Raw genomic sequence first — 12,999 nt, 5'->3', positions numbered from 1 at the left:
CCGTTTCCGATAGAATGAAATTGTGTCCCGAGGCTCTGCCGGGGGCACATGGCCGGGTTCTGCTGGCTTCTCCCGTGAATTGCGCCGGGGTGAGGCCGCACGAGCGAGGACGTCGGCTCCATTACCGCATCAGGATGCCTTCATGACTCTTCGCCGCACATTCATCGCCGCTGCTGCATTGCTGCTGGCCGCACTGCCCGCCCGCCCCTCGGTAACACCCGCCGCAGCCAGCGCAAACGACAGCATCCCGACAGGCACCTCGAAGCCCGCGCCGATGGGTGAAGTCTATCGCTTGAAGCTCTACCACCTGCACACCGGCGAGCATATCGACGTGATCTACCGCATCGGCAATGAATATGTGCCCGCGGCCGTGGCGCAGCTCGACCACTTCCTGCGCGACCATCGCACCAACGATGTGAAGGATTACGACGTGAAGGAGTTCGACCTGCTGCACGACCTGCTGGCGAAGGTTCACGATCCGAACGGCGAGATCGATATCGTTTGCGGCTACCGCACGCCGTGGAGCAACAACTTCCTCCGCACGCATGGCGGCGGCGTGGCCCAGCACAGCCAGCACATGGAAGCCAAGGCCATCGACATCCGCGTGCCCGGCGTGCCGACGACCGAGCTGCGCGACGCAGCGCTGTCCATGGCCCGCGGCGGCGTCGGCTATTATCCGGTGTCGAACTTTGTGCACGTGGATGTGGGCCCGGTGCGCCACTGGAGCTACGAGTAGCTTTAAGACGCTGTTATCCCAATCGAAGCGAGATGATCGTCTCGCGCAGCGGAGAGACCTGCGTTTTTCTCCTGTAAGAGCAGCCCTGAATCCTCGCTCTTGGTGAACCGCAGGTTCCTCCACTGCGTTCGCCTGCGGCTCTCTCCGGTCGGAATGACAGAGCAGCCGGAACAGGGTTCGTTCCTCCCGCCCAAGCGAAGCTTGAACGGGGCACCCTGGCTCTCGCGGATCGAAAATCGCGGGTTCCGCGGGCGCGCCTTTTACACTGAAAGCATGGCCGTCTCGCAGCGCTTCCTCGCCGCTCTCCTGCTCAGTCCGCTTGCCGCCATCGCTTATGCCCAGCAGCCCGCGCCGCTGCCCAATGTCGCCACGCTCATGGATCAGGTGGAGACGCGCCAGCGCCAGATGGACCAGCTGCGTGAGGACTACACCTACCACGAGACGACCGTCACCAAGACTCTGAACAAGAACGGCTCGGTGAAGAAGACCGAGACGGAAGAGAACGAGGTCTTCTACGTGCGCGCGCACCGCATCGACCGGCTGGTGCGCAAGGATGGCAAGGATCTCTCCGGCGGCGAGGCGAAGAAGGAGCAGGACCGCGTGATGAAGGACGTCGAGAAGGCGCAGAACACGCCGCCCGGCCAGCCCATCAACGGCGACAACATCTCGGTGACGCGTCTGCTCGAAATCATGCAGGTTTCCAACCCGCGCCGCGAGATGCTCGACAACCGTTCGACCATCCGCTTCGACTTCACCGGCAATCCGCATGCGAAAACGCACGGCCGCGCCGAGGATGCCTCGAAGAAGCTCGCGGGAACCATCTGGGTGGATGAGCAGGATCGCGAGGTGCGGCGGCTCGAAGCGCACTTCGACGACAACTTTCACATGGGCTTCGGACTCTTCTCGATCGGCAAGGGCTCGAGCTTTGTCTTCGACCAGAAGCTGGTGAATCCCGGCGCGAAGGAGCAGGGCCTGTGGCTGCCGACGGATGGGCAGGCGCACCTGGTCGCGCACGCGATAGGGTTCATCAGCTACCGCGTAGAGATCGTCTTCTCCGACAGCAACTATCAACGCTTTCACGCCGACGCGCAGCAGGTGAAGTGAAGCTGGGGTGCAGGGGATAGGTTTTCGTGCGCTTTGTGTGTGCTTCAGACGCGTGCGAAACGGCAAGGTGAGCTTTCCCTACACCCTATTCCCCGCACCCTTCCCAAACACCTGCCGCGCCATGGCTGCGAAGGCCAGTACGATGGGCCGCTTCTCGGTGTCGCGGTAGGCAAGCTCGAGGTGCGTGTTGTGTGGCGTGCTGCCGCGCGTGTTGCGCAGGCGCAGGCAGGTGGTGTTCGCCACCTTGAGTTGCGCGACGCATGCGGGCGCGATCGTCACGCCCAGCCCTGCGCCGACGAGGCTCATGATCGTCAGCCATTGCGGCGCCTCCTGCACCACGTTGGGCATGTATCCGTGCTCCTCGCAGACGGCGACGGTGCGCCGCCATGCCACGTCGCCGTAGGTGCGCGAGAAGAGCACGAAGGGCTCGTCGCGGAGGCTGCGCGGCGAGATGGATTTCTGCTCCGCGAGCCGATGCCGCTTCGAGACCGCCGCGATGAAGGGCTCGGTGAACACCGGCTCGACGTGCAGTCCTTCCACCGGACCGGCATCGCGCAGGAAGCCGACATCGACCACGCCGTTGCGCAGATCCTGCACGAGAGCGGCGGTGGAGAACTCGCGCAGCTGCAGATCCACCTCCGGATAGCGCCTGCGATAGCGGCCCAGCATGCGCGGGAGCGCCGTCAGCATGCCCGACCCGATGAAGCCGACGCGCAGCGTGCCGGCTTCGCCGCGCCCGATGCGTCCGGCCGCCACGCAGTCGTCGCCGATCTTGCGCAGTGTCTGCCGGCTGCGTTCGAGCAGCTCTTCGCCCGCGGCTGTCAGCCGCACTTCGCGCGAGGTGCGCAGGAAGAGCGCGCAGCCGAGCAGCTCTTCGAGGCGGCGGATCTGCTGCGAGAGCGGAGGCTGCGCCATGTGCAGGCGCTCAGCCGCGCGGCCGAAGTGCAGCTCTTCGGCGACGGCGATGAAGTAGCGCAGATGCCGTAATTCAATCGAAGAAAGATTCATATCTGGAACGTCTCAATCGCTTCGAACAGGATATTGGACATCCTTGTTTCCCGGCCATAGATTGAGACCATGAAGACCGAAACAGAACCTACAGAGACGCAGACGCCGCTTGCAGAGCGGCCAGAGGACACGCTCGTCTTTCGCACCTTCCGCCCTGGCGATGAAGAGCCCTTCAAGCGGCTCAACGAGGCGTGGATTCGCGAACTGTTCACGCTCGAAGCCGCGGACAGCCGGGTGCTCGATCATCCTCGCGAGGTGATTCTCGAGCCGGGTGGCGAAATCTGCGTGGCCGAGCTTGCGGGCGAGGTCGTAGGCTGCTGCGCGCTGGTTGCGATCCGGGAAGGCGAATTCGAGCTGGCGAAGATGACGGTGAGCGAAGCCGCGCGCGGCCGTGGCGTGGGGCGCAGGCTGCTCGAGTACACCATCGCCGAAGGGCGCCGGCGAGGAGCGCGGCGGCTTTATCTCAACTCCAACAGCCGCCTGCAGAATGCCATCCATCTCTACGAGCAGCTGGGCTTCCGCCACATTCCGCCGGTGCCTGTCCCTTATTCCAGGGTCGACGTGCACATGGAGATGGTGTTTTAGCCTCGACGTTCCGGGAGTGCGGGTGTGCCCCACCCATTGAAGAGAGCTGGATGGAATATGGGCGATCCCACGTCTCAGCAGCGAGACGTGGGGCACCCGGTGTTTTTGCTATTCCCTTGCTTTTAAGGCTTACTGAGGCTGTCCGCCACCATCCGGAGGAGGCGGAGGGCCGCCGCCGTTGCGCATATGCTGCATGCGCTCGGCTTCCTGGGCCTCGTACTTCGTCTTCTGGTCCGGGGTCAGCGCGGCTTCGATCTTGGCCTTCGAGTCTTCGTGAATGGAGCGCATCTTCGCCATGCGGTCGTCGCGCGAAAGCGACTGGTCGCCGCGCAGGGACTGTATCTGCTGCTGCTGGGCGACGAGGATGGGCTTGATCTGTCCCTGCTGATCGGCGGTCAGGTTCAGGTCCTTGGTCATGTGCTTCAGCTGCTCATCGGGGTCCATCATGCCGCGGCGATGGCCGCCGTCGGGCGGAGGGCCCTGCATGGCCTGTCCCTGATCGGGAGTCTGGCCCTGGTCCTGCGCGTAGGCGGCGCCGCCGGTACAGCCCAGTGTAAGCAGGCCGGCGAGCGCGAGTGTCGAGAGTGGGTGACGCATAGCGTGTTCCTCCAACATGGCTCGGACTCCGCGCCGGCCCCTGGTCTTCCTGCGAAGCCCTTCGCGGCGTCCTTTGAGTCAGACGGGAAATGCCGCGTCCGGGACGCCCTGATGGGGAGATTTGTTGTTGCGTGGGACGGGAAGGCTGGGGGCGTGTTCGGGGTGGGCTATACAAGCTTGTTGTTGGATTAGGGCGGGTGCCCCACCCAGGCGAAGCCTGGATGGGTACCCGTATCCTCGCTGATTTAAGGAGAACTACAGGTTCCTCCACTGCGCTTCGCCCTTTGGGCTTCGCTTCGGTCGGAATGACAAATCTGCTTTGGAGTTTGTGCTTCCCCACTCAAGCCAAAACCGGGCTTGAATGGGCCACCGTCGAGGTGGATGCCCTATCTGAGCCCTGAGCCCTGAGCTCTGAGCCCTGAGCCCTGAGCCCTGTTTAGTGGCCATCCCATTGTGGGGGCATGATGACCTGCGACGAGCGCAGGCCGCAGGTGAGCAGATGAGGCTCGGTTTCGCCCGGCGCGGGCAGGTAGGCGTAGGCGAAGACGGCGCGGTACTCGTGCTCGCCGGGGTTGTTGCACTTCTCGCAGGATGGCCGGTAGGCGAGCGCCGCGTTGTCCTCGACGCGGGCAACCCACTCCTGGCTTCCGTGCGCGGGGATGGTCAGATACTTCGGGTCTGCCGGCGCTTTCAGCGGACGATCGGCGAAGAGCGGTCCGCGCTCGTTGAACGCGTCCACCAGCGCGCCTCCCGAGCCGCTGGTGGCGCGCCAGAGCCACCGGGAGCCCACTCTGGCGTACCAGTGGGCGCTGGTGGGGGCGGGCTGGGCCAGCGCAATCGGCTGGGCGGTGTTGTTCTCGATGCGGAAGAGGAAGCCGGTGCCCTCACCGGGCTTCGACGGGGCGAGGTAGCTGGCGGAGAAGACGATCTGCTTGCCGCAGAGCGGAACCGTCGGGGCAGAGCTGTGTGGGGCAGCAGAGGCCGCGGGGACGGCCGCAAGCCCGGCAAAGGCAGCGGCAAGGAAAGCAGGACGCAGGAATCGCAGGCTCACACGGTCCAGATTAGTGCATCGGGAGAGATGCCAGGCGGTGTGTGTCTCCCAACCAGGCCAGCTTCGAACTTGAGTGGGCCACCGCCGGGATTCTCGCGGGATGGGAGAACCGCAGGTTCCTCCGCTGCGCGAGACGATGAGGCCGTCTCGCTTCGCTCGGAATGACACATTGGGGTGAATATCTCAATCCCTGCTCTGTGAAGATAAGAAAACACTGTCATTCCGACCGGAGCGAACCGCAGGGAGCGAAGTGGAGGAACCTACAGTTCTTTCTTCCCACGTCTCAAGATCGAGACGTGGGGCACCCGGGGAACAAGGTGAATGGAGTGGAGGAACCTGCAGTTCTTTCTTCCCACGTCTCAAAATCGAGACGTGGGGCACCCGGCTTCAGGCTTGAGTGAGCCACTGCCGGGATTCTCGCAGGGGGAGAGAACCGCGGGTTCCTCCGCTGCGCCGGTGCTGTGGCCGGTCAGGCAAAATGGTAGGGAAGCGCTGGCGAATATCCGGATTGACTGAACTGCAATACGTCCGGGCCGGCGTTGGAGCATCTGAAGGAGCATGTCCTTGTTCGGTTTTGGTAAGAAGAAGCAGGAGAGCGCCTCTCCTGCGAATGTCCCCGCAGCGAATATCCCCCCGGCGAATATTCCGGAAAATCCCTCCCCTGTTTCTCCCGCCGTCGAGACGGTGCGCGTGGCGCAGGATCCGGCCGATGCCGGAAACGGGGCAAGCCGCCGCCGTCCCACGCCCGAGACGATCGAGGTGTACGACGAGTTCGGGCGGCCGATGCAGATCCAGACCGAGGAGTTTCGCACCAAGGTGCTTCCGGGCAGTCTCCAGGCGAACTGGGACAATCCGGCAGGGCTTTATTCAGGCATTCTGCAGGCGGTGCAGCTGAATTTCGCGCAGGATGTGCTCCCCGCCGCGCAGCGGCTGGTGGAGATCGACCCGAACCCGGAGCGCAGCAGCGTGGTGATGTCGATTGTGCTGCGTGACCTGGGCGATGCGGCGCAGGCCGAGCAGGTGCTGCTGCGGCAGGTTGCGGAGCACGGCGAGAGCGGCATCGTGCTGACGAATCTGGCCAAGGCGCAGACCGACCTGGGCCGGGAGGCCGAGGCGGAGGCGACGCTGCGCCGCGGCGTGGAGCTCGATCCGAACGAAGAGAACGGCCTGGGCTGGTACGGCGCGATGATGCTGGAAAAAGGCCGCGCCGAGGGCCGCGGCGATGCCGGATGGGACGAAGCGATGGAGCAGTTCGCCGAGCTGCCGGGAACGTGGCGGCCGCAGCTGTGGCTGGCGCGCTCGGCGCTGCAGCGGAATGAGCTGGAGACGGCGTTCGGTCTCTACCGGCTGGTGCTGGAGCGCGTGCCGCGCCCGGTGCCGGGCGACGTGCTGCAGCAGATGAGCGGCGAGCTGGGCCAGAAGGGGCTGCTTGAGGCGCTGATCCACTTCACGCTGCCGTTCTACGAGCCGCAGGTGCATGGCCTGGCTGTGGGCAACAACCTCATCAAGGCGTCGGTCGATATGGGCCGGCTCGCCGAGGCGTCGGCGCTGGTGGAGGATCTGAACCGGCTGGGGCGGCCGGACTGGACGCAGAACCTGCGCTACTGGGAGACGGAGATCCGCAAGGCGCAGCTGGGTGCGACGCCCGCTGCCGATCCTTCGACGATCGAGGTCCTGACCTTTGCCGTGCAGTCGCCCACGTGGCTGCAGCCGGAGTCGCCGGCGCGTCCGCTCTTTCCCGCAGTGACCGGGCAGGATCCCCGCGTGCTCTTCTTCGTCGCGACGCTGGCGACCGAGGAAGAGAAAGAGATGTTCAAGGGGGAGATGGCCGATCGCAACGGGCGGCTGACGCGCATGTGGGGTGTCTTCGCGGCCGAGTGGGCGGCGATGCACCTGGAGTGCACGCCGGTGACGCTGGTGCCGTATCTCAAGGACCGCGGCTTTGCCATCTCGCAGGTGCCGGTGGAAGATGCGCAGGCCGTCGGCATTGCGCGGCAGGCGAGCAGCGAGTTCGCAGTGACTGCGCACATCACGCCCGCCGGAGACTCCTTCACGCTGGCGGTGCGCGTGGTGCGCGCTCGTGAGGACGGCTCTCCGCGGCTGCTGGGCGCATATGAAGTAAGCGCGGCGTGGCCGGAGATGGGCGACGCGGTTCTGCGTATGCTCGAGAACCTGAAGGCCGGCCTGGCCGGAGCGGGCTCCGCTCCGATCGCGGCGCGCTATGTGCCGCCGCGGTATGCGGTTCCGCCTGCGGCCTTCCTGCCAGACTATCTGCTGCGGCTGGAGCAGCTGCTGGCGGCGATGTGCGCGACCGGCTCGACAACGCGGGTGATCACCGGCGAGCGCGAGATGGCGCAGGGCATGCTGCAGCTGGCAGTGAATGCGCCGCAGGCACTGCCGCCGCGCCTCATCCTGCTGGACACGCTGCGCCGCTTCGTGAAGCTGCGTCCTGAGGTGGTGGAGGAGGTGCGCGGCCAGGTGGAGTTGCTGCAGAGCCGCTATCCGCTGGCCGACGCCGAGGCGAATACGGTGGTGGCGCAGCTGGTGGCGGATCTATACGCTGCGCCGTCCGCGTAGGATCGCGCCTCTACGCTGCAGTTGTCATTCCGACCGAAGCGCAGCCCGAAGGGCGAAGTGGAGTGGAGGAACCTGCGGTTCTCTTCTCATAGAGAACAAGCCGTGCGGAAGGCAGGCTAAACCGCAGGTCCCTCCACTCCGCGGGACGATGAAGCCGTCCCGCTCCGGTCGGGATGACAGGGCTTATGTCTGTGAAGGAGCAAGAGCAGGTGTCCTGCCCGAGCATCGCTTCGGTCGGGGTGACATTTTTCTTGTCTTCGTCCGGGCGGGCCAGCCGTCTTTTCACTTTCAGATTCAGGCGGTTACCCGTTAGCCTTGAGCGAGTTGAAAGTTCAGGAGCGAAGAGCACGCGGATGAGCCACCCCAGCCCCGATCCCAGTTCTAATTCCAGTTCCAGAGCAAGCCAGGCATCCTCAACCTCCGTTGCCGGCCGTTTTCATCGGGCTGCCGCCTTCGGCGCTCTCGGTTTTCTGCTGCTCGCCGGATGCCATGGAAAGCAGCCGCAACAGCAGGAGAAGGAAAAGCTCTCGCTGCGCGCGCTGCTGCATCGCCGGCATGACCAGAAGTTTGCGACGAAGCCCTCGACCGGACAGGCGCTTCCCGCCACCGTCGATGCGGGCGCGATCGCGGCGAAGCTGCACAGCATTGCCGACGCGGGCAAACTCGCGAGCCTGCGCTATCCCGACTTTCACGACTACCAGCAGCATGTGGAGCACGCCTACGGCCTCACCAGCTTTACGCCGATGTGGCTGGTGAACGGGCAACCCTCGCCGCAGGCGCTCGGCCTGATCGCGTCCATCGCGGACATCCAGAAGAAGGGTCTCGACCCCGAGGAGTACGACAGCTCGCGCTGGGCGCCGCGGGTGGCTGCTCTCAAGAAGAATCCCAGCGCGGAGAGCATCGCCGACTTTGACGCGGCGATGACGGTGAGCGCGATGCGCCTCATCTCGGACCTGCACATTGGCCGCGTAGCCCCGGCGCACTTCAACTTCGGCATCGATATCGAGGCGAAGAAATACGACCTGCCCGAGCTGCTGACGACCAAGGTGATTCACGCGGCGAGTATCAAGGATGTGATCGAGGGCGTGGAGCCGGATTATCCGGGCTACCAGCGCACCGAGGCCGCGCTAGTGCAGTACGAGGCGATGGCCGCGCGCGGCGACGGCGCAAAGGTGCCGGATGTGGCGAAGCCGTTATCTGCGGGCGATGCCTATGCCGGATCGGCCGAGCTGGCGGCGCGCCTGCAACTGCTCGGCGACCTGCCGCAGGTCTCGGCCTCGGGCGTGAGCCCGACGGTCTACGATGCCTCGCTGGTGGACGCGGTGAAGCACTTCCAGTCGCGGCATGGGCTCGATGCAAGCGGCAAGCTGGGCACGCAGACGGTGGCCGCGCTGAACGTGCCGGTGGGCGACCGCGTGGTGCAGCTTGAAGATGCGCTCGAGCGCTGGCGCTGGCTGCCGCCGGACTTCGACCAGCCGCCGGTGGTGGTGAATATTCCGGAGTTCATCCTGCGCGCCTATGGGCCGGACCAGAAGGTCGCGCTCACGATGAACGTGGTGGTGGGCCGCGCGGTGCGCAACCAGACGCCGGTCTTCGCCAAGAGCATGAAGTACATCGTCTTCCGGCCCTATTGGAATGTGCCGCCGAGCATCGTGCACAAGGAGATCATCCCGTCGATCGAGAAGAGCCGCGGCTATCTCGCGGCCAAGGGCTTCGAGGTGACGGACAACAAGGGCACTGTGGTGAGCACGGGCGCGGTGAGCGACGCGACGCTGGCAGGCATCAAGGCGAATCGCCTGATGGTGCGGCAGAAGCCGGGGCCGACGAACTCGCTGGGGCTGATCAAGTTCATCTTCCCCAACGAGGACAACGTCTACCTGCACTCGACGCCGGCGCAGGCGCTCTTCGGCGAGGCGCGGCGCGACTTCAGCCACGGCTGCGTGCGCGTCGCACAGCCGGCCGAGCTGGCCACCTGGGTACTGCGCAACCAGCAGCAGGGAGACTGGACGCTCGACCAGGTAAAGGCCGCGATGCAGACCGGGCCGGATAACCGCACGGTGGTGCTCTCGAAGCCGATCCCGGTGCTGATTCTCTACGTGACCGCGGCGGTCGAGGACGACAACACAGTCCACTTCTTCGCCGACATCTACAACCACGACAAGGAGCTGAACGACGTGCTGGCCAAGGGCACGCCGTATCCGGCGGAGAGCGCGAAGAAAGTGGTCGCGGACCCGAACGTCGGGCCGTAGGTGGGGCTCGGTGCTCAGATTAAGAGCGTAAAAGCACCTAGGTCATTCCGATTGGAGCAGGATGGCGTTTTGCCCGGTTTCTGCAAGGCTTGCTTCCTGTGAGGAGAGAACCGCAGGTTCCTCCACTGCGCTTCGCCCTTTGGGCTTCGCTTCGGTCGGAATGACAGTCTTTTGGGGGATTGGCATTTGAGGAAGACCCACCCATGCCAACTTCGGGCATGGGTGGGGCACCCGGAGCGTAGAAGGATTTGTGTCTTCCCGCCCAAGCGGAGCTTGGACGGGGCACCCGGGTTCGGCGTTGGGTGAGGATGCGACGCTTCGGGGTTGGCGCGCATCTGACAAGAACTCAGGAAAGAAAAGGAGTCCTAGAACGATGCTCCGTCTGCTTCTGCGCTGGCTGCTCCATGCCATTGCACTGCTCGTCGTTGCCTGGCTGGTGCCGGGCTTTGTGGTTCACACGCTGGCTTCGGCGCTGATCGCCGCACTGGTGATCGGCCTGCTCAATGCCACGCTGGGAACGCTGCTGAAGATCATCACGCTGCCGCTCGGCATTCTCACGCTGGGGTTGTTTTTCCTGGTGATCAACGCCTTCATCCTGCGGCTGGCCAGCGGCGTGGTGCCGGGCTTCTACGTGACCAGCTTCGGAGCGGCGTTCATCGGCGCGGTGGTGCTGGCGCTGCTGCACGTGCTCTTCGAGGCGATTACGGATTAGGGCGTATCGACATATTCGGAATGCCTGCCCTTTGCAGGATTTTTAGGAGAAGCTTGTCATTCCGATCGAAGCGAGACAGTTTTATCCTCTCGCGCAGCGGAGAAACCTGCGGTGTGCCGGCACATTCGAGGATGTGCTGAAGCCGGCAGATTCACTGCGGGTTCCTCCACTCCGCTCCCTGGGGTCGCTTCGGCCGAAATGACCGCTTCGAGCAAACGAATAGGTCGAGACACCGCAGGTTGCTCTGACGCATTCCCTTTGCCGCTTCGGTTGCGATAGGGATCTGGAATCCTTTCAGACAATAAAAAGAGGCCGGGACTCCCTCCCCGGCCTTTTCCATACATAGTCTGTTTCGTGCGAACGGACAGCGGACTACCAACACCTGGCGCGCCTGCGCTGCGGCGCGGAAACCTGTCTTTACTGATTCTTCTGCGCGGCGGGCATCGGCGTCTTGGGCGCGGCGATGGCTCCGGGCTTCGTGTTTGTTGAGGGCTGCGTGTTTGCGGACTGCGCGTCCGAGGCCTCCGCCGTGTCCTTGTGAACGGCGCGGGCACGGCCATGCGTCGGCGCGGCTACGGGTTTGGGGGCTTCGACGACTTTGTCCGCGGCCTGCATGCCGGTGGAGGCTGCGGGACGGGCGGCGACGGTGTTTCCCGGCGCAACCGGCAGAACATGGCGCGAGTGGGCGACGCTGCCGGTCACAATGACCAGCGCGGCGAAGGCTCCGGCACCGGCGAGCGCTGCCATGCGGCGCGGCGAGAACCACGAGACGCCGCGATAGGACTCAGCCGGGGTGGAGCGCTCCTGCGCGAAGGACAGGTGAGCGGCGATACGGCCTTCGAGGCCGGAGCGGGGTGTGGCCGAGCCGACCTGCGCCAGGGCCGCGTCGATGCGCGCCTGGATAGCCGGGTCGAGATCGGGATGAATGGAAGCGTTGCGGGACGCGCCTGGGTTGATCTCAGGGTTCATCGCGTGATTCCCTCCTTTGCCAGCATTTGGCCGAGCTCGCGGCGCGCGCGGAAGATGCGCGAGCGGACCGAGGACTCGGTGGTGCCGAGGATCGAGGCGATTTCATTGGTCGCCAGCTCCTCGACGGCGGAGAGCAGCAGGGCCTGGCGCTCCTTGCCGGGGAGCCGGTCGATCAGGTCCAGGATGCGGCGGTACTCCTGTGAAGAAATGACGTCGGCCTCGGCCAGGCGCTCGCCGGAAGGCAGCACCCGGGCGTAGTCGGCGATGTCGTCGTTCTCCGGACGGGTCTTGGCGCGGCGTTTGCGGTCGAGCACGATATTCCAGATGATGCGCACCAGCCAGACCCGCAAGTCACGGATTTCACTGAGCTTTTCCCGATGCCTGAGCACGCGTAGAAAGGCTTCCTGCACCGCGTCCTCGGCCTCGGCGGCGTTGCGCACGACCGAATACGCGACACGGTAGAGGGTGGTGGAATATTCGGCCACCAGGGCCGTAATGGTTTCGCTGGAATCCAAAGGTTCGACCGTCGATCGAGACGGAGCCATCCAGCCGGCCAGATGTCCGGGAACTGTGCTCATGCCAACTCCATGCTCGAAAGACGGAGGATACCGTCTTTGCGCTCGGGAAATCCAGCGACGGGGTGCAGGAATTCGGGGCAGGGTGTTTCGGGGCGGGGCAAATGCGTGCGGGGAACCGCAGGTCCCTCCACTGCGCTCCCTTCGTTCGCTCCGGCCGGGATGACAGGTTTGTTTTCTACATCTTTGTTTTTGACATCCGGGCTTCGCATTGGGAGAGGAGCGTCTCCGGATCGAAATCCGTCTTTCTCGCGCAAGCCAACTACAGGCTTGCATGGGCCACCTGATGCCTTCCCACGTCTCAGAATCGAGACGTGGGGCACCCGGGTTTTCCCCGGGAATGATGCTCGTGCGTGCGGGGAACCACAGGTTCCTCCGCTCGCTCCCTTCCTCCGCTTCGGTCGGGATGACAGGTGATTGGGTGGATGCATGTGGGAAAGCGGGGGATTGCAGTTTCGGGCCACGGAATGGCGGTTGGGCTTAAGAGCAAATATTCTTGATAGGTTGTACAAGTTTGCGGAAACGCCCCAGGACATTGCGTGAAGAAGAACCTGCTCCCTATTGAAGCCATTGCCGAAAAGCTGGACCTGACCGAAGAGCTTTACGAGAAGCGCAGCCCGGTTACGGCGAAGCTCAGCCTGGATCTGCTGAAGCCGGATCTGCTGGAGGACGCGCGCTTTCAGCACAAGGGCAAGCTGATCCTGGTGACGGCCACCACGCCTACCGTTTCGGGCGAGGGTAAGACGGTGACCTCGATCGGGCTGGTGCAGGGGCTGGAGACGATCGGCAAGCGGGCGATCCTGGCCTCGCGCGTCCTCCAGCAGATCCGGCTTCAG

General features: G+C 64.4%; 12 protein-coding genes. 7 read left to right on the top strand and 5 right to left on the bottom strand.

The window, feature by feature from the left end:
- Positions 1–142 precede the first annotated feature (142 nt).
- Positions 143–736, top strand: coding sequence for a YcbK family protein (locus QM649_RS17175; RefSeq protein ID WP_415200294.1), 594 nt, complete (start codon positions 143–145; stop codon positions 734–736).
- Between the two features lie 273 nt (positions 737–1,009).
- Positions 1,010–1,840: a hypothetical protein gene (locus QM649_RS17170; RefSeq protein ID WP_415200293.1), complete on the top strand. Its 831-nt coding sequence runs from the start codon at positions 1,010–1,012 to the stop codon at positions 1,838–1,840.
- 78 nt (positions 1,841–1,918) lie between these two features.
- Here the strand turns inward: QM649_RS17170 and QM649_RS17165 are convergent, their stop codons facing one another.
- Entirely contained in the window at positions 1,919–2,848 is a 930-nt protein-coding gene (locus QM649_RS17165; protein WP_415200292.1) for a LysR substrate-binding domain-containing protein, read from the bottom strand.
- A 69-nt stretch (positions 2,849–2,917) separates the two neighbouring features.
- Here QM649_RS17165 and QM649_RS17160 point away from each other — a divergent pair, with 69 nt between their 5' ends.
- A complete protein-coding gene (locus QM649_RS17160) occupies positions 2,918–3,433 on the top strand; it encodes a GNAT family N-acetyltransferase (protein ID WP_415200291.1) in 516 nt (171 codons plus the stop codon).
- A 129-nt stretch (positions 3,434–3,562) separates the two neighbouring features.
- Here the strand turns inward: QM649_RS17160 and QM649_RS17155 are convergent, their stop codons facing one another.
- Together QM649_RS17155 and QM649_RS17150 are read right to left on the bottom strand one after the other, a co-directional pair.
- Positions 3,563–4,030, bottom strand: a complete 468-nt coding sequence (locus QM649_RS17155) for a hypothetical protein (protein WP_415200290.1) — start codon at positions 4,028–4,030, stop codon at positions 3,563–3,565.
- 436 nt (positions 4,031–4,466) lie between these two features.
- Positions 4,467–5,081 (bottom strand): hypothetical protein, encoded by a 615-nt coding sequence (locus tag QM649_RS17150; RefSeq protein ID WP_415200289.1) that lies wholly within the window; start codon positions 5,079–5,081, stop codon positions 4,467–4,469.
- A gap of 564 nt (positions 5,082–5,645) precedes the next feature.
- Here QM649_RS17150 and QM649_RS17145 point away from each other — a divergent pair.
- From QM649_RS17145 to QM649_RS17135, 3 genes are all read left to right on the top strand, one after another.
- The gene (locus QM649_RS17145) at positions 5,646–7,658 is read left to right on the top strand and encodes a hypothetical protein (RefSeq protein ID WP_415200288.1); all 2,013 of its coding nucleotides are present in this window, start codon (positions 5,646–5,648) and stop codon (positions 7,656–7,658) included.
- Positions 7,659–8,011: 353 nt separating this feature from the next.
- Positions 8,012–9,907 carry a L,D-transpeptidase family protein gene (locus QM649_RS17140; RefSeq protein WP_415200287.1) on the top strand — a complete coding sequence of 632 codons (1,896 nt, stop codon included), beginning with the start codon at positions 8,012–8,014 and terminating at the stop codon, positions 9,905–9,907.
- 373 nt (positions 9,908–10,280) lie between these two features.
- On the top strand, positions 10,281–10,619 hold the full coding sequence (locus QM649_RS17135) for a phage holin family protein (RefSeq protein ID WP_415200286.1): 339 nt from the start codon (positions 10,281–10,283) through the stop codon (positions 10,617–10,619).
- Positions 10,620–11,036: 417 nt separating this feature from the next.
- Here QM649_RS17135 and QM649_RS17130 read toward each other — a convergent pair whose 3' ends face one another.
- Together QM649_RS17130 and QM649_RS17125 are read right to left on the bottom strand one after the other, a co-directional pair.
- Entirely contained in the window at positions 11,037–11,588 is a 552-nt protein-coding gene (locus QM649_RS17130) for a hypothetical protein (RefSeq protein WP_415200285.1), read from the bottom strand.
- The gene (locus QM649_RS17125; RefSeq protein WP_415200284.1) at positions 11,585–12,166 is read right to left on the bottom strand and encodes an RNA polymerase sigma factor; all 582 of its coding nucleotides are present in this window, start codon (positions 12,164–12,166) and stop codon (positions 11,585–11,587) included. Before QM649_RS17125 ends, QM649_RS17130 begins: the two co-directional genes overlap by 4 nt.
- Before the next feature lie 536 nt (positions 12,167–12,702).
- Here QM649_RS17125 and QM649_RS17120 point away from each other — a divergent pair.
- The coding region (locus QM649_RS17120) for a formate--tetrahydrofolate ligase (RefSeq protein ID WP_415200283.1) at positions 12,703–12,999 on the top strand (297 nt) is incomplete at its 3' end.

It is taken from the genome of Silvibacterium sp., from assembly GCF_047605705.1.
Lineage (GTDB): Bacteria > Acidobacteriota > Terriglobia > Terriglobales > Acidobacteriaceae > Silvibacterium.
This window is presented reverse-complemented; position numbering and strand designations above follow the sequence as displayed.